General features: G+C 61.8%; 18 protein-coding genes. 8 read left to right on the top strand and 10 right to left on the bottom strand.

All coding sequences use genetic code 11. The features are described from left to right. Positions 1–14: 14 nt before the first annotated feature. Positions 15–794, bottom strand: a complete 780-nt coding sequence (locus ACOOEX_RS19210) for a hypothetical protein (RefSeq protein WP_306046052.1) — start codon at positions 792–794, stop codon at positions 15–17. A gap of 82 nt (positions 795–876) precedes the next feature. Here ACOOEX_RS19210 and ACOOEX_RS19215 point away from each other — a divergent pair, with 82 nt between their 5' ends. Beyond that, positions 877–2,103 carry an argininosuccinate synthase gene (locus tag ACOOEX_RS19215; protein ID WP_420396337.1) on the top strand — a complete coding sequence of 409 codons (1,227 nt, stop codon included), beginning with the start codon at positions 877–879 and terminating at the stop codon, positions 2,101–2,103. Positions 2,104–2,181: 78 nt separating this feature from the next. After that, positions 2,182–2,469 carry an SCP2 sterol-binding domain-containing protein gene (locus tag ACOOEX_RS19220; protein ID WP_420396338.1) on the top strand — a complete coding sequence of 96 codons (288 nt, stop codon included), beginning with the start codon at positions 2,182–2,184 and terminating at the stop codon, positions 2,467–2,469. On the opposite strand, the gene ACOOEX_RS19225 is transcribed toward ACOOEX_RS19220, so the two are convergent. The 4 genes from ACOOEX_RS19225 to ACOOEX_RS19240 form a co-directional block, all read right to left on the bottom strand. Beyond that, positions 2,466–2,978, bottom strand: coding sequence for a toxin-activating lysine-acyltransferase (locus tag ACOOEX_RS19225; RefSeq protein WP_420396339.1), 513 nt, complete (start codon positions 2,976–2,978; stop codon positions 2,466–2,468). The two genes, ACOOEX_RS19220 and ACOOEX_RS19225, sit on opposite strands and share 4 nt — an antisense overlap. After that, positions 2,975–3,925: a Hint domain-containing protein gene (locus ACOOEX_RS19230; protein WP_420396340.1), complete on the bottom strand. Its 951-nt coding sequence runs from the start codon at positions 3,923–3,925 to the stop codon at positions 2,975–2,977. Before ACOOEX_RS19230 ends, ACOOEX_RS19225 begins: the two co-directional genes overlap by 4 nt. Before the next feature lie 170 nt (positions 3,926–4,095). Then, positions 4,096–4,509 carry a DUF7282 domain-containing protein gene (locus ACOOEX_RS19235; RefSeq protein ID WP_420396341.1) on the bottom strand — a complete coding sequence of 138 codons (414 nt, stop codon included), beginning with the start codon at positions 4,507–4,509 and terminating at the stop codon, positions 4,096–4,098. Positions 4,510–4,609: 100 nt separating this feature from the next. Further along, positions 4,610–5,326, bottom strand: coding sequence for an HAD family hydrolase (locus ACOOEX_RS19240; RefSeq protein WP_420396342.1), 717 nt, complete (start codon positions 5,324–5,326; stop codon positions 4,610–4,612). Positions 5,327–5,507: 181 nt separating this feature from the next. On the opposite strand from ACOOEX_RS19240, the gene msrA reads away from it, so the two are divergent. Continuing rightward, positions 5,508–6,182 carry a peptide-methionine (S)-S-oxide reductase MsrA gene (msrA, locus tag ACOOEX_RS19245; protein WP_420396343.1) on the top strand — a complete coding sequence of 225 codons (675 nt, stop codon included), beginning with the start codon at positions 5,508–5,510 and terminating at the stop codon, positions 6,180–6,182. A gap of 35 nt (positions 6,183–6,217) precedes the next feature. Here msrA and radC read toward each other — a convergent pair whose 3' ends face one another. From radC to map, 4 genes are all read right to left on the bottom strand, one after another. Beyond that, entirely contained in the window at positions 6,218–6,994 is a 777-nt protein-coding gene (gene radC / locus ACOOEX_RS19250) for a RadC family protein (protein WP_420396344.1), read from the bottom strand. A 35-nt stretch (positions 6,995–7,029) separates the two neighbouring features. Further along, positions 7,030–7,707, bottom strand: coding sequence for a hypothetical protein (locus ACOOEX_RS19255; RefSeq protein WP_420396345.1), 678 nt, complete (start codon positions 7,705–7,707; stop codon positions 7,030–7,032). A 162-nt stretch (positions 7,708–7,869) separates the two neighbouring features. After that, positions 7,870–8,685: a class I SAM-dependent methyltransferase gene (locus ACOOEX_RS19260; RefSeq protein WP_420396346.1), complete on the bottom strand. Its 816-nt coding sequence runs from the start codon at positions 8,683–8,685 to the stop codon at positions 7,870–7,872. Between the two features lie 126 nt (positions 8,686–8,811). Further along, complete coding sequence (map, locus tag ACOOEX_RS19265; protein WP_071691975.1) at positions 8,812–9,621, bottom strand: type I methionyl aminopeptidase; 810 nt, start codon at positions 9,619–9,621, stop codon at positions 8,812–8,814. 134 nt (positions 9,622–9,755) lie between these two features. Here map and ACOOEX_RS19270 point away from each other — a divergent pair, with 134 nt between their 5' ends. Continuing rightward, entirely contained in the window at positions 9,756–10,610 is an 855-nt protein-coding gene (locus ACOOEX_RS19270) for a mechanosensitive ion channel family protein (protein ID WP_420398391.1), read from the top strand. Here the strand turns inward: ACOOEX_RS19270 and sfsA are convergent. Continuing rightward, positions 10,591–11,325, bottom strand: a complete 735-nt coding sequence (sfsA, locus tag ACOOEX_RS19275) for a DNA/RNA nuclease SfsA (protein ID WP_420396347.1) — start codon at positions 11,323–11,325, stop codon at positions 10,591–10,593. The genes ACOOEX_RS19270 and sfsA overlap by 20 nt on opposite strands. Positions 11,326–11,371: 46 nt before the next feature. On the opposite strand from sfsA, the gene ACOOEX_RS19280 reads away from it, so the two are divergent. Genes ACOOEX_RS19280 through ACOOEX_RS19295 form a run of 4 tightly spaced genes read left to right on the top strand, consistent with a single transcriptional unit; the run spans position 11,372 to position 14,323 of the window. Then, entirely contained in the window at positions 11,372–12,100 is a 729-nt protein-coding gene (locus ACOOEX_RS19280; protein ID WP_420396348.1) for a competence/damage-inducible protein A, read from the top strand. Further along, positions 12,097–12,816 carry a GNAT family N-acetyltransferase gene (locus ACOOEX_RS19285; protein ID WP_420396349.1) on the top strand — a complete coding sequence of 240 codons (720 nt, stop codon included), beginning with the start codon at positions 12,097–12,099 and terminating at the stop codon, positions 12,814–12,816. The genes ACOOEX_RS19280 and ACOOEX_RS19285 overlap by 4 nt, the downstream gene beginning before the upstream one ends. 5 nt (positions 12,817–12,821) lie before the next feature. Next, entirely contained in the window at positions 12,822–13,397 is a 576-nt protein-coding gene (locus ACOOEX_RS19290) for a peroxidase-related enzyme (RefSeq protein ID WP_420396350.1), read from the top strand. Beyond that, positions 13,394–14,323 (top strand): OmpA family protein, encoded by a 930-nt coding sequence (locus ACOOEX_RS19295; RefSeq protein WP_420396351.1) that lies wholly within the window; start codon positions 13,394–13,396, stop codon positions 14,321–14,323. The genes ACOOEX_RS19290 and ACOOEX_RS19295 overlap by 4 nt, the downstream gene beginning before the upstream one ends. The last annotated feature ends 52 nt before the right edge of the window (positions 14,324–14,375 follow it).

A 14,375-nucleotide genomic window follows, 5' to 3' on the forward strand; every position in this document is an offset into this window, starting at 1 on the left:
CGGGCCTCTCGGGATCAGTTCAGGGGGCGGCCTTCGATCTGTGTGCCAAAAAGCGTGGTCAGCAGGGACAGGTTCAGCAGCACCTGTATCCAGTACAGGAACGCCATCGGGATGATCCCAAGGGCGCTTTCGCCGAAGATCACCGCAACCAGCTGGTTCGCGAGGGTCATGGCCAGCGCAATGAAGAACAGAGGCACCAGAAGATGGCTGGCGACGGGCTTCGTCGCTTCCCAGCTTTCGCGAAAGGTCATCTTCTGGCCAAGCGCGGCGGCAGGAAGGATCAGGCCGACGCGAGTGATCAGCCAGGTCAGGCCAAGCGTGAAGCCGGTCAGAAGGACGAAGGCGAAGGCCTGGGACGGGATGACGCTGAGGAAGATGCCAAGGACGATCATCGCGGCAATGCTGACCGCAACCGCAAACAGACCGATCAGAAACGCGCGGCCCAGATAGGACATGATGTAGGGCCCGTGCCAGTTCGGCACCACACCGCGCCCGTATTCTTCCAGCAGCACGAAACGGTGCCAACCAACAGCGGCCCAGCAATAGGTGATGACGCTGACCACGACACCGGCCAGGACAGTCAGGAAGATCACGCCAGGGTTGACGTCAGGCAGTTGCGCCGGATCAACCGTGGTATTGCCGAACGTGGTGTAGGAAACGCCCCAGCTCATGAACAGGGCCAGCAGGACGGCAGCGGGCAGGAAGGTCGGAACCAGCGTCAGACGCGCCGCTTGTCCCATATTTCCGAAAACCTGCGCCACGATGTGCCGCAACATCCGATAGCCATAGTCCATACGCTCACACTCCGCTTGTCTTGCTTCCCCCCTGAAAACCCGGTATCGCCGCCCCGGTCAATCGAATTCCCGGAGATACCCCATGTCTGCGCCCAAGAAAGTCGTTCTCGCCTATTCCGGCGGTCTCGATACCTCGATCATCCTCAAGTGGCTGCAGACCGAATATGGCTGCGAAGTGGTGACCTTCACCGCCGATCTGGGCCAGGGCGAGGAGCTGGAACCGGCGCGTGAAAAGGCGCTGATGCTGGGGATCAAGCCGGAGAACATTTATATCGAGGATGTGCGCGAGGAGTTTGTGCGCGACTTCGTGAACCCGATGTTCCGCGCCAATGCGCAGTACGAGGGGCTGTATTTGCTCGGCACCTCCATCGCACGGCCGCTGATTTCCAAGCGTCTGATCGAGATCGCCGAAGAAACCGGCGCCGATGCCGTCGCCCATGGCGCGACCGGCAAGGGCAATGACCAGGTGCGGTTCGAACTCAGCGCCTATGCTCTGAACCCCGATATCAAGGTGATCGCGCCGTGGCGGGAATGGGACCTGACCAGCCGCACGAAGCTGCTGGATTTCGCCGAGAAGAACCAGATTCCGATCGCCAAGGACAAGCGCGGCGAGGCGCCGTTTTCGGTCGATGCGAACCTTCTGCACACCTCATCCGAGGGCAAGGTGCTGGAAGACCCGGCGGTTGATGCGCCCGACTACGTCTATCAGCGCACCGTGCACCCCGAGGATGCGCCGAACGAGCCGGAATACGTGGAAATCGGGTTCGAGAAGGGCGATGCCGTGTCCATCAACGGTCAGGCGGTCAGCCCCGCCGAGATGCTGACCAAGCTGAACGAACTGGGTGGCAAACATGGCTGCGGGCGGCTCGATCTGGTCGAAGGCCGGTTCGTGGGCATGAAGTCGCGCGGTATCTACGAAACCCCCGGCGGCACCCTGCTGCTGGAGGCGCATCGCGGGATCGAGTCGATCACCATGGACCGTGGTGCAATGCACCTGAAAGACCAGCTGATGCCGCAATATGCAGAGCTGATCTATAACGGCTTCTGGTACAGCCCCGAGCGCGAGATGCTGCAGGCCGCCATCGACAAATCGCAGGAGCATGTCACCGGCACCGTGCGGCTGAAGCTCTACAAGGGCCTCGCCCGTTGTGTGGGCCGCTGGTCCGATCACTCGCTCTATTCCGAAGAGCACGTGACGTTCGAGGACGATGCCGGCGCCTATGACCAGAAGGACGCACAGGGCTTTATCAAGCTCAACGCCCTGCGCCTGCGTCTGATTGCGATGCGGAACCGTCGGCTGAACGGCTGAACCTCCAGCCACGTCAGCATTGCCAGATTACGAAGACCCGCCCATCAGATTGGGCGGGTTTTTCATTTGGGGACGGATATGGCGCTGGAAGAGATTGCGGGCCGGATCAACGCAGGATTGGCGGAAAAGCCGTTCGAAGGGTCGCTCAAGTTCGATTGCGGACAGGATGGCGTGATCGTGCTGGCCGATGGCGGGGCCACGACCGAGGATCGGGATACGGATTGTACCCTGTCGCTCAGCCAGGACAATCTGGTGAAGCTGCTGGCGGGCAAGCTGAACCCGATGACGGGGCTGATGATGGGCAAGCTCAAGGTCAGCGGCAACCCGGCAGTGGCGATGAAGCTGAGCCAGTTGCTAAAGGGCTAAAGACCCTCCAGGAATTCGCGGTCCGTCATCACATGCGACAGCCTTTCGCGGTCGAAATCTATGTGAACGATCCGCTGCGTCTGGTTGGCACCGACAACGCGGCGAAACCGGAACTGTCTATCCGTGAAATTGCCACGGCGCATGATCCAGCGCACCATCGAGGCCGTCAGCCCGCGATAGGGCGCGATGAGGTCGATGATCCACAGGTTCTCGCCAGAGGTCCAATCCTCCGGGTCGAGCGGTTCGCCGGTGATCAGCTTTTCCTCGGCAGCACTGTTCAGGAACGCCCAGGTAAACAGGCCGCGCGGCACATCGTCGAAACGGAAGATCCTGAATTGACCGGTTTCAACCGCCGGTTCGAAATACCGGCGCAGCACGGACACGGGCATCTCGGCATGGCGCGGACTGCGAAAGGCGAGGAACAGAAAATCACCATAGACACGCAGCTTGTCAGCCGATGGCATCTCGATCTGCGGAACCGCCTTGCCCTCCATATCCTGCGCGGTCATGGCCCGGCCCGTTCCGGCCCCATCAGAACCCGGGCTTCCCATGTGCGAAGAGAGGGGCGCGCGGGGTCTCCATAGCTGGCGGGGTCACTTAACTGCGGGAAAAGCTGCACGATCTCGTCACGGACCGCGCGGTCCAATTCGTCCATGGCATGATCACCCGGAAAGAAGCTTTCGGTGGCAAGACCTTCTGTCAGAATGATCTGGTGGCTGTCAAAAAGCAGGTGGAAATACTCCACCTCTTCGACCGCGTGATCGACAATGATCGAGTGGTCGTTCACCAGCATCTTCGCGGGCACCAGAACCTGCGGCTCTGCAAGAAACAGCTCTGCCCGCCAGCCATCCAGAAGCACCCTGTGTTGCGGCGAGACAAGGAGATCGCGAGAGGGGACTCCGGGGCCAAGCGCATCTGTGGTGATGCGGATCGGGCGCAGGGTGGGGGTGCAGGCAAGATCCTGCTGCGTCAGGTGACGCGATCCGATCCAGCGCACCGGCTGCGGCGGTCCATCAAGCGTGACAACCCTGTCACCGACGGACAGCGCTTCCACCGGAAGCGGCCCGTCAGGCGTTTCGACCAGCGTCCCGCGTGCGACGCAGATCAGGATGGTGATGGTGACGGTGTCCTCATCGGAACTGCCGCCACTCGTGCCGGTCACGGTGAAGTTGATCACCTGATCATTGCCCGAGGTGATCACCGCGGATCGGTCAACGATGAACGTGTATTCGCCCGTGGTCGCATTGGTGACGAGCGTGCCGTAACCGGGGTTGCTGACCGCTGAAAAGACATATCCGTCAGTGGCTTCACTTGGCGATCCGCCCCCGAACAGTGGCACCACGTCGAAGTCGCCGCTGACGCTGGTGGCACTTGGGTCGGACAGGTCGAGCGTCTGCGCCCAATCGCTTGGCCCGCCGGTCGTATTGCCGCTGGTTTCACTGATGTTGTAGCCCATGGGGCGCCTGCTTAATCCACTTTGGGAACACGAACTCTACTGCTGCTGTATCCAGTATAAACAGGGTTTCTGAAAATCCCAGTGGTCTGGCGTTCCATGTGCAGAAACCGGCCCACACAGGGTGGGCCGGCACAACTGGTATCAGGGCGGAGTGACTGAACTTCAGACCGTTATTGCGCGGTGATCGTCGTCATGACGAGGTTGCCATCCACGCGGATCGGGCCATCCTCGGTGGCGCCAAGAGTGTATTCGAACCCACCGGTCATCATGCCGCCGTCTTCGCCGTGAATCATCAACATAAGCATGTCGCCTGCGGCAACCGCTTCCTGAAGAATCGCAGTAACATCAACATTTTCGCCCTCGCGCAGCGGCGCGTAGCCGACCACGGGACCGGGGGCCATCGAGGCGTCGGTGCGGTGCACGACCAGCCAGCCGTTTGCAGGCGCAACGATGGTTTCGGCGGTCACTGTGCCGCCGGACACGTCCTGGTCCGCAGCGGTCACGGAGGGCGCCATCGCATGACCCGCTGCAAAGACTACATTGGCGGCAAAGAACAGTGATGTGGACAGAAGGATCGTTCTCATTGTCTCGTATCTCCCTAGGTTATCGCGCCACTCAGGATCGGGTGGCATGGGGGAGTCACGAGGCGGGGCCTGAAAGAGTTTCAGCGATCGGGAAATTTTTTTATTTCAGCGCGTTCGGGGCCATTTGCAGGTAGTATGGCATCGCTTCTTCACAGAGCTGCGCAGCGTCGCCGTGCAGCTCTGGCAACGGCCCTTCGGCGCCCGCGAATCCGGTGCTGTTCCAGACCGCGCCGTACCAATGCGGGGCCCAAACACCGTCATCCTTGTGGCCGCCTTCGGGCCAGGACAGCATCGCGGGATCGAAGTCTAACCCTATGGCATCGCACAGTTTTTCCAGAATGTCTTGGGGGTTGTCGCGGATATCGTGGCTGTCGATCACGACCGGGTTGCCGCCGAAGGACTTGACCTCCTGATAAAGCTCCGCCTGTTGGCGGAAGCCGATATCGTCGAGGCTCGGGTTTTCGCGCTTGGCGGCATAGCTGGCAATCACCCGCGCCGGGTGCCGGATCAGGAAGACATTGACCACATCGCGCATCCAAAGACGAGGCACGCCTGCGATCATGTGCTGGGTCATATGCTTTTGATACCAATGAGGTTTTCCGTCCGGGTTGGGACCGGACAGCGCGGCGGCAACAACCTGCGGATCATGCGGCTGCGCGGCGAGGATCTGGGTGGTCATCGGATGATCCAGCCCGGTTTTCGCCAGATAGGCGGCATAGAATGGCTCGTCCACAACGGCGCAATCGGCGCGGTTTCCGAAGGCATACATCATCGCCGTCGACAGGTTGCGCGGCCCCGACCACATCGCGATTTTCATGGCGTCACCCCCGTACACCGGGCGTACACCCCCCGTGCACCCCCCGTACAGACGGAATCCCGATTTCGCAAGCACGCGAGGGGGCGGTAACAGAGGCTCAAGCTGGTGTGAGCTCACGCGGTCTTGCGTTGTATTACACCCCGTCCGGCGCGATGGATGGGTCAGAGAGGAGACCGAAGCCATGCCCCGCATTCGCATCGCACATCATCTGAAGATCCCCGCCCTCGCGCTCTTCATCGGGCTCGGACTGATCGCCAGTCACAGCCGCGCCAACGCGGAAGAGATCCGCACCGCCGTGGTCGCGGGCGGCTGTTTCTGGTGCGTCGAGAGCGACTTCGAAAGCGTCGAGGGCGTGATCGAGGCGGTGTCGGGCTTTGCCGGGGGCACAGTGGACAATCCCAGCTATCGTGACGTGACACGCGGCGGGACCGGCCACTACGAGGTGGTGGAGATCACCTATGACGCTGATCAGCTGCCCTATCGGGACTTGATCCACCTTTTTCTGCGGTCCATCGACGTGACCGACGATGGTGGCCAGTTCTGCGACCGGGGCGACAGCTATCGCACCGCGATCTTCGTGAATACGGGTGAGGAGCGCGCAATAGCAGAGGCCGAGATCGCCGCCGCAGAGGCACAGCTTGGGCAGGCGGTCGTCACGCCGGTGCTGGATGCCGCGCCGTTCTGGCCGGCGGAAGACTACCACCAGAACTATTACCGCAGCGAAGACCTGATCCTGACGCGCTTTGGCCCGCGCCGGAAATCGGTGGCCTATGGGCTGTATCGGCAGGGATGCGGGCGCGATGCTCGTGTGTCCGAGCTATGGGGCGATGATGCGCCTTTCGTGGGGGATCACTAGACGGCCGCACTTGGTCGGGCCCGCCGTCCGGGCGATTACAGGTATCCTTCCGAGCGGAAGCTGAGGGTTGCCGACTTGCCGATGATCAGATGGTCGTGGATCACGATATTCAGCACCTCGGCGGCATCGCGAATGGCGTTGGTCATGTCCAGATCTGCCTGGCTCGGCGTCGGGTCGCCGGACGGATGGTTGTGGACGAGGATAAGCGCCGAGGCATTCAGTTCCAGCGCGCGTTTCACCACTTCCCTCGGGTAGACCGGCACATGGTCCACCGTGCCGGTCTGTTGCGCCTCATCGGCGATCAGCACGTTCTTTCGGTCGAGGAAGAGAATGCGAAACTGTTCCAGGTCCCTATGGGCCATTGCTGACTGGCAATAGTCCAGCAGCGCATCCCATGAGGACAGCAGCGGCCTGTTGATCACCCTGGCGCGTGCCATGCGATGACCTATGGCCTCGATAAGCTTCAGCTCGAACACCACGGCATCACCCACGCCATTGATCTCTTTCAACCGCGCGGGCGGGGCTGCCAGCACATGGTTGAGATCGCCGAAGGCGGCCAGCAGCCGTTTGGCCAGAGGTTTGGTATCCCCGCGCCGGATCGCGCGATAGAGCAGCATTTCCAGCAGTTCGTAATCCGGTACAGCCGCCGCGCCGCCCTTCGTAAAACGCTGGCGTAGGCGTTGGCGGTGGAATTTGCGGTGATCTTCGACAAACCGATCGAGGCGCGGACCAACCGGCGTGGACCCTGCCCCCGGATCGAATTCGAAACCGGGCAGGCGCTGTTCCTCGAATCGGGTTTGTCTTCGGGTCATGCCCCAAGGATTCGCCCAGAATGGTTAACGGCGCGTTACTCCGGCAAGTAGGTCAGCCCGTTGGCCACCCGGCTGGACAGGCTGCGGCGCAGGGTGTCTCCGTCGGTGACGGGCACCAGCGACAGGTTGATATTGGCCACGGTCAGATAGCTTGCGGGACTGTCGGGGTTGGGATGGGCAGTCAGGCGCAACAGCATCGGGCCGATGGCCGGGTCGGTGTAGCGCCCGACAAGATGGACGCCCGTATGCCCTTCGAACTCGAACACCTCGATGGCGAGGATCTGGGCCTCTTCAAAGCCCTCCACGGCCATGGGAAAGACCTGCTCTTGCAGCAGGTTGGCCGACAATTGCAGGCGCAGGTCCTGCGGGCTATCAGCCTCTTCCGCCATGGGAATGGTGGCCGTCACCACCTGTATGTTCTCGACGAACTGACGCGGATCACCGGTGGCGAAGGTCAATCTCACGAAAGCCCCGCCATCGGGCTGGCCCTCTGCGATCAGCTCGACTTGGTCCTGGTTCGGGACCGACAGCGAAAAGGGTGCGGGCACCTCGATGCCGACTTGCTGCGCATACCCTTCATCGAACAGGAACACCCGGTTCGTCGTTGCGCCCTGAAGGTTGAACAGGTTGAATTCCACGCTGCCGGAGACCTGAGCCGAGGCGCTGCCGGCCAGGCCAGAGAGTGCCAGAATGACTGCCAGGAAAATCCGCATGTCGCCCCCTTCGCGTTGATCCGGCGACCGTAGGAGCATTGTGGCCAGCGGTCAAACCGGTGTCTGTTTCCGGGTATGGAGGCGGTCGTCACGATGCTGCCGCCGCAAGCTGCAAGGGTGCTTACCCGCGGTTTGCCCAGCGCAATGGGCGCATTACCCTGATCAGTTCCGCCGCTTCATCACCATCAGGTGATACTCGTTCTGCTCCTCGAAGAAGCCCGGGCGTTTGGAGGGTGTCGCCAGGCGGTTCAGCTTCTTTCCCGCGAATTTTTCCAACACCCAGGCGCGCCATGGTTTTTCGCGGGCGAGTTCACCCCGGAAACGTTCCAGAAACGGCGCGAGCTTTTCGGTCTGAACGTAGTTCATGATCTCGAAAGTGGGCGCGATCTCTGCCGTCACATCTTCGTCCGAGACCACTTCGAACGCGCCCTGTGCCTCCAGTGCTGCCAGAAATTCGGCATGGGTCGAGTGGGTCCGGTCGGTCTCTCGGTGGGCGTCGCGGCGGAAGTAGTCGAAGAGAACAAACCCCTCTCGCGCGTGGCGTTCGGTTTTGGCCAGCGCGGAGGTCATGTCGATGTAGTGAAAGCTTTCAGCGTAGAGGCAGATGTCGAAGGTGACGTCTCGTTCGAACTCCTCAAGGGTCGCGTCGATCACCTCGGTGCCGGCGGGTAGCTTCTCTCGCGCCATCTGGTTCATCTGCACAGAGGGCGACAGCAGCGTCATGTCATAGCCCCGGTCGATCAGCGCCAGCGCGTTTGCGCCCGTGCCAGAGCCGATCTCGAAGATCGTCTTCACGCCGTCGGGAATCGCACCCGCCAGTTTGTCGAAATAGGCCTGTTGCGCGTTGCTGAGGGACTGCCCTGTAAGATCCGGAGCCTTGCCGCCCTCGAAATAGCCATAATGGGCAAAGCCGTGCCCAAACATGACCTCTGACAATAGCGCCATGAACTCCAGGTCCAGTGTGCTTTGCTTCTTCATGACCATGTCCCCCCAAGACATCACACGCCTTTTGCGACGCACTACACTCTAATGGCCAAGTGAGGGGCGATGGTTCAAGGGTTTTTGTGATCTACGGGTCCTTGGATCGGGTCTTGATCCTGGGGCCTATGCCCAGGTGGGGTGAAACTTGCCGCCCGGCGACAGGGTGAAAATGTCGAACCCATCCGCCGTCACACCGATGGAATGTTCGAACTGGGCGCTGAGGCTCTTGTCGCGGGTCACGGCGGTCCAGTCATCGGCCAGAACCTTGGTTTCGGGGCGTCCGAGATTGACCATGGGTTCGATGGTGAAGAACATGCCCTCTTCCAGCGTGGGGCCGGTGCCGGGGCGACCGTAATGCAGCACATTGGGCGGCGCGTGGAACACCTGCCCAAGCCCGTGACCGCAGAAATCGCGCACCACCGACATGCGATGCGCCTCTACATAGGCCTGGATCGCGTGACCGATATCGCCGAAGGTATTGCCGGGCTTGACCGCCTCGATCCCCTTGAACAGGGCGTCATGGGTGACCTGCACCAGCCGTTCCGCCTTGCGGCTGAGACTGCCCGCCACATACATCCGGCTGGTGTCACCGAACCAGCCATCGACGATCACCGTGACGTCGATATTCAGGATATCGCCGTTCTTCAGCGTCTTGGGGCCGGGAATGCCGTGGCAGACCACATGATTGACCGAGATACAGCTTGCATGCTGATAGCCCTTGTAGCCGATGGTCGCGGATTTGGCGCCTGCGTCATTCACCATCCGCTCGATCTCGGCATCAATCGCCTCGGTCGTCTGGCCCGGTTCCACCATCCCGGCGATGTCATCGAGGATACGCGCCGCCAATGCGCCAGCCTTGTGCATACCGGCAAAGTCAGAGGGGTTGTGAATGCGGATACCGTCCCGGGTCAGACGGCCTTCGAACTTGTCCAACGTCGCGCTCCTTGGCCTTTTCGCGCTGCAACCTAGGGCAGGACGCGCCCGGATGCCAGAGGGCGGGGTGAATTGCCGCCCGTGTCGCTTTGCGATAGCCATGGCGCAGGCGACAGGCACAAGGAGCATGGATGATGGAAGCGCTGAGCAATCTGATGACTTTGGATATCGGGGGGGGCCGCACCCTGGGCGATGTCCTGACGCTGGATTTCCTGGCCCAGATGGTAGGCAGCGTGATTGCCGCCATCCTGCTGCTTTTCGCGGCCTTCATCATCGGTGGATGGGCACGGCGCAAGATCGTCAAGATCGCGCTGGAACGGGAAGAACTGGACGATACGCTCTTTACCTTCCTGGGCAACCTGCTGCGCTATGTGGTGCTGATACTGGCTGTTGTGGTGGTGCTGAATACCTTCGGGGTGCAGACCACGTCTCTGGTCGCCGCCATCGGTGCCGCCGGTCTGGCGATTGGCCTGGCGCTGCAAGGGACCCTGTCCAATGTCGCGGCGGGGGTGATGATCATCCTGTTCCGACCCATCAAGCTGGGTGATTTCGTCACTGTTTCGGGGGTTTCCGGCACGGTGAAGGACATTTCGCTGAACACCACGGAACTGGCCACGCTGGACAATGTGCAGGTGATCGTGCCGAACGCACAGGTCTGGGGAAGCGTGATCACCAACTACTCGGTCTATGACACGCGCCGGGCCGAATGGACCTTCGGTGTGTCCTACGGGTCGAACCTTGCGACCGCCGAAAAGGTCATCCGCGATACAATCCTGTCCGATCCACGCGCCTTGCCGGAGCCGGAGCCGTTCTGTCAGGTGAACAACCTCGGTGACAGTTCCGTCGATTTTCTTGTGCGGGTCTGGTGTGCGTCTTCGGACAAATTCTCGTTCGAGGCCGATATGAAGCGGCAGGTGAAAGAGGCGCTGGATAAGGCCGGGGTCGACATTCCCTTCCCGACGCAGACACTCATTCAGGTGTCCGAATAGTCTCTAACCAAGGGATTTCGACACGTTTTGGGCCGCCAAGCCATACGCCCTCGGGCGTGATCCGGCAATCGAGGCACAGTGTTTCGACCCCCGCCTCGCGCGCCTCTGCATAGGCGGCGGCATAGGCGGGGTCGATATCCGCCGCGAGGGTGAATGCCTCACAATCCGTGCGCTGGATCAGGTAGAGCATCACGGCGCGGTGGCCTTGCGTGACCATCGCAGACAGCTCTGCCAGGTGTTTCGCGCCACGCGCCGTCTTGCTGTCGGGGAACTCCGCCAGACCGGGCTGACGGGACAGGGTGACCGACTTTACTTCCACGTAAGTATCCGGGCGGCCCGCACCTTGCAGCAGGAAGTCGATGCGGCTCGCCTCGCCATACTTCACCTCCGGGCGCACCGTCTCGTAGCCCTTCAGCCCCGCGACCTCGCCCGCCTCCAACGCGGCGCGCAGCATCCGGTTGGGAAGGCTGGTATCGACCCCGGTGAAATGACCGTTTTCATGATCGACCAGCCGCCAGCCGAACTTCAGCTTCTTCTTCGGGTCGTCATTGGGTTCCAGCCACACGCGCATACCCGGTTCCGCCAGCCCCATCATGGAACCGGGATTGGCGCAATGGGCGGTGATCTCGCGCCCGTCCCCCAACCGGCAATCAGCCAGAAAGCGTTTGTAGCGACGGATCAGCCGGGCGGGAATGAGAGGGGTTTGAAAGCGCATGGTGCGGGCCTATACCTGAGCCAAACAGGAGGCAAGGAACACGCTCATGCCCAACCCCACCGCCGCCATGCTGGTGATCGGCGACGAGATTCTCTCGGGCCGCACCCGCGATTCCAACATGCACCACCTGGCGCAGCAACTGACCAGCCACGGCATCGACCTGAGCGAAGTGCGCGTGGTGGCCGATACCCGCGCGGGAATCATCGCCGCCGTGCAGGCCCTGTCCGCCGCCTATGATCACCTGTTTACCTCAGGTGGCATCGGCCCCACCCATGACGACATCACCGCCGAGGCTGTGGCCGCCGCATTCGATATGCCGATCAGCATCCGCGACGATGCCCGCGCGCTGTTGCAGGCCCATTACGACCGATCCGGGCAGGAACTGAACGAGGCGCGCCTGCGCATGGCGCGCATTCCCGACGGGGCCGCGCTGATTGAAAACCCTGTGTCCATCGCGCCCGGTTTCACCCTGCGCAACGTGCATGTGATGGCCGGGGTTCCATCGGTCTTTGAGGCGATGGTCGCCTCTGTCCTGCCGACGCTGACCGGTGGCGCGCCGCTGCTGTCGCAGACCATTCGGATCGAGCGGGGCGAGGGCGAGATTGCCGGGCCGCTGACCAAGCTGGCCGAGGAGAACCCGGAGGTGTCCATCGGGTCGTACCCCTACATTCAAAACGGCGTCTACGGCTCCAACATCGTTGTGCGCGGAACTGACGGGCCGCAGATTGACAAGGTCATCACGGCGTTGGTGCGTCTGTTCCCGGATGTGTCATGAAAGTCTCTAACAAAGGGCTTTTCGACATCTGCGAGGCCACCTGGCCCGCCGCTGCCTGCACCCGGGTCGGTCCCTGGCTGGTGCGTGACGGACAGGGGGCGGGCAAACGGGTGTCCTCGGTGACCGCAGAGGGGTCGTGGACCCCCGCCGACATCCCGCAAGCCGAGCAGGCCTGCCGCGATCTGGGTCAGGATCTGCTGTTTCAGATCAGGCCCGAAGACACCGAGTTAGACACTGTATTGGCCGAAAGGGGCTATGACATTATCGACCCGGTCGATTTCCTGTCCGCCCCGGTTGAAACCCTCACCGCCGATTTGCATCGGCTGGCCGCAATCCCCTGTTGGCCGCCCCTTGCAGTCCAAACCGAGATCTGGGCCGAAGGCGGCATCGGCCCCGCCCGTATTGCCGTGATGGACCGCGCCAAAGGCCCCAAGACCGCTCTGCTTGGCCGCCATGACGACCACCCCGTCGCCACCGCCTTTGTTGCCATCCACAACGGCACCGCCATGCTGCACGCGCTGGAGGTGTCGAAAGATGCCCGCCGCATGGGCATCGGCAAAACCATGATGCAGGGGGCCGCCAACTGGGCCGCTCGGCACAATGCGCGGGATCTTGCCGTTTTGGTTGTCAAGGCCAACAAACCCGCTCAAACTCTCTATGCCGGGCTGGGAATGACCTCTGCCGGTGCTTATCATTACCGTATTAAGAAAGGCTGATCCCCGTGGCCAAACCGAACCCGAAGGCAACCGCGCTGAACCTGCCGCCGCTGGACCCGCTGCCAGAGGCAACACAGAAATATTTCGACGTCTGTGACGAGAAGCTCGGGATGATCCCCAATGTGCTGGCTGCCTATGCGTTCGACGTGGACAAGCTCAATGCCTTCACCGCGATGTATAACGACCTGATGCTGGGCCAAAGCAACCTGACCAAGCTGGAACGTGAGATGATCGCGGTCGTTGTCTCTGCCGTGAACCGCTGCTTCTATTGCCTGACGGCCCATGGTCAGGCGGTGCGGGCGCTGTCGGGTGACCCGAAACTGGGCGAGATGCTGGTGATGAACTACCGCGTCGCCGATCTGGACCCGCGTCAGCGCGCCATGCTGGATTTCGCGGTGCAGATGACCGAAGCCAGCTACAAGATCGAAGAGGCTGACCGTCAGGCCTTGCGCGATGTGGGTTTCACCGACCGCGATATCTTCGACATCGCCTCGGTCGCCAGCTTCTTCAACATGACCAACCGCATGGCCTCTGCCATCGATATGCGGCCCAATGATGACTACCACGGCATGAACAGGTGATCCGGGGCGCTCTCATATCCCTTGCGGCGCTCGCCGCCGCCCTTCCGCTCCACGCGCTGGAGCTGGAACTGCCGGGCGTGTCCGAGCTGTCGCACGAGGAAACCGAGACCGCCACCTATTACAGCCTGCCGGTCAGCCCATGGCTGGGAACCGGGGCAGAGATGATGACGGTTGAAGGCGCGCTGGCCCGCTCTGTCTGGCAGGTTCAGGACTATAGCGGCAACAGTGCGCAACTCATGGCCTCTCTGCGCGCGCAGATCGAAGCGCAGGGCTATGCCCCGGTCTTCGCCTGCGATGCCACGCTTTGCGGCGGGTTCGACTTCCGCTTTGCCATGGACGTAACGCCGGAACCGGCGATGCACGTGGATCTGGGGGACTATTCCTATTTCGTCGCGCAGTTGGAGGGCGAGGCTGGCACCGAATATGTGGGTCTGCTGACCTCTCGTGGCGGCACGCGCGGCTTTGTCCACATGGTCCGCATCAGCCCCGCCGACATGATCCCGGTTTCGGTCGGCGTCTCCACCCGCTCGCCCGATGGCGATGAAATCATCGATCTCCAAGAAAGCCTGACTGCACTGGGCACCGCCACACTGCACGATCTCAGCTTTGCCACTGGCTCTTCGACGCTCGCCGAAGGGGAATACCCTTCGCTCATGGATCTCGCCGCCTTCCTGATCGACAATCCCGACATTCGCGTGGTTCTTGTGGGCCATACCGATGCCGAAGGCTCGCTAGAGGGCAATATTGCCCTGTCCCGGTCCCGGGCCGAGGCGGTGCGCGCCTTCCTGATCCAGTCGCTCGGGGTCAGTGCCACGCAGCTGGGGGCCGAAGGCGTCGGCTATCTGGCCCCCCGCGCCAACAATGCCAGCGACGAAGGCCGTCAACAAAATAGGCGGGTCGAAGTCGTCGTGACTTCAACCCGCTGAGTTGCCCCGCCGGGGTTGGCGGGGTCGGCATGAACCGTAAATTCTCAGATAA

Origin of the sequence: Nioella sp. (genome assembly GCF_965215655.1) — a bacterium.
In the GTDB taxonomy this organism is placed as follows: domain Bacteria; phylum Pseudomonadota; class Alphaproteobacteria; order Rhodobacterales; family Rhodobacteraceae; genus Nioella.

Excerpts from the sequence above, each read along its gene's own strand:
- ACOOEX_RS19210 (WP_306046052.1), bottom strand. The coding sequence starts at position 794 with ATGGACTATGGCTATCGGATGTTGCGGCACATCGTGGCGCAGGTTTTC.
- ACOOEX_RS19215 (WP_420396337.1), top strand. The coding sequence starts at position 877 with ATGTCTGCGCCCAAGAAAGTCGTTCTCGCCTATTCCGGCGGTCTCGAT.
- ACOOEX_RS19220 (WP_420396338.1), top strand. The coding sequence starts at position 2,182 with ATGGCGCTGGAAGAGATTGCGGGCCGGATCAACGCAGGATTGGCGGAA.
- ACOOEX_RS19225 (WP_420396339.1), bottom strand. The coding sequence starts at position 2,978 with ATGACCGCGCAGGATATGGAGGGCAAGGCGGTTCCGCAGATCGAGATG.
- ACOOEX_RS19230 (WP_420396340.1), bottom strand. The coding sequence starts at position 3,925 with ATGGGCTACAACATCAGTGAAACCAGCGGCAATACGACCGGCGGGCCA.
- ACOOEX_RS19235 (WP_420396341.1), bottom strand. The coding sequence starts at position 4,509 with ATGAGAACGATCCTTCTGTCCACATCACTGTTCTTTGCCGCCAATGTA.
- ACOOEX_RS19240 (WP_420396342.1), bottom strand. The coding sequence starts at position 5,326 with ATGAAAATCGCGATGTGGTCGGGGCCGCGCAACCTGTCGACGGCGATG.
- msrA (WP_420396343.1), top strand. The coding sequence starts at position 5,508 with ATGCCCCGCATTCGCATCGCACATCATCTGAAGATCCCCGCCCTCGCG.
- radC (WP_420396344.1), bottom strand. The coding sequence starts at position 6,994 with ATGACCCGAAGACAAACCCGATTCGAGGAACAGCGCCTGCCCGGTTTC.
- ACOOEX_RS19255 (WP_420396345.1), bottom strand. The coding sequence starts at position 7,707 with ATGCGGATTTTCCTGGCAGTCATTCTGGCACTCTCTGGCCTGGCCGGC.
- ACOOEX_RS19260 (WP_420396346.1), bottom strand. The coding sequence starts at position 8,685 with ATGAAGAAGCAAAGCACACTGGACCTGGAGTTCATGGCGCTATTGTCA.
- ACOOEX_RS19270 (WP_420398391.1), top strand. The coding sequence starts at position 9,756 with ATGGAAGCGCTGAGCAATCTGATGACTTTGGATATCGGGGGGGGCCGC.
- sfsA (WP_420396347.1), bottom strand. The coding sequence starts at position 11,325 with ATGCGCTTTCAAACCCCTCTCATTCCCGCCCGGCTGATCCGTCGCTAC.
- ACOOEX_RS19280 (WP_420396348.1), top strand. The coding sequence starts at position 11,372 with ATGCCCAACCCCACCGCCGCCATGCTGGTGATCGGCGACGAGATTCTC.
- ACOOEX_RS19285 (WP_420396349.1), top strand. The coding sequence starts at position 12,097 with ATGAAAGTCTCTAACAAAGGGCTTTTCGACATCTGCGAGGCCACCTGG.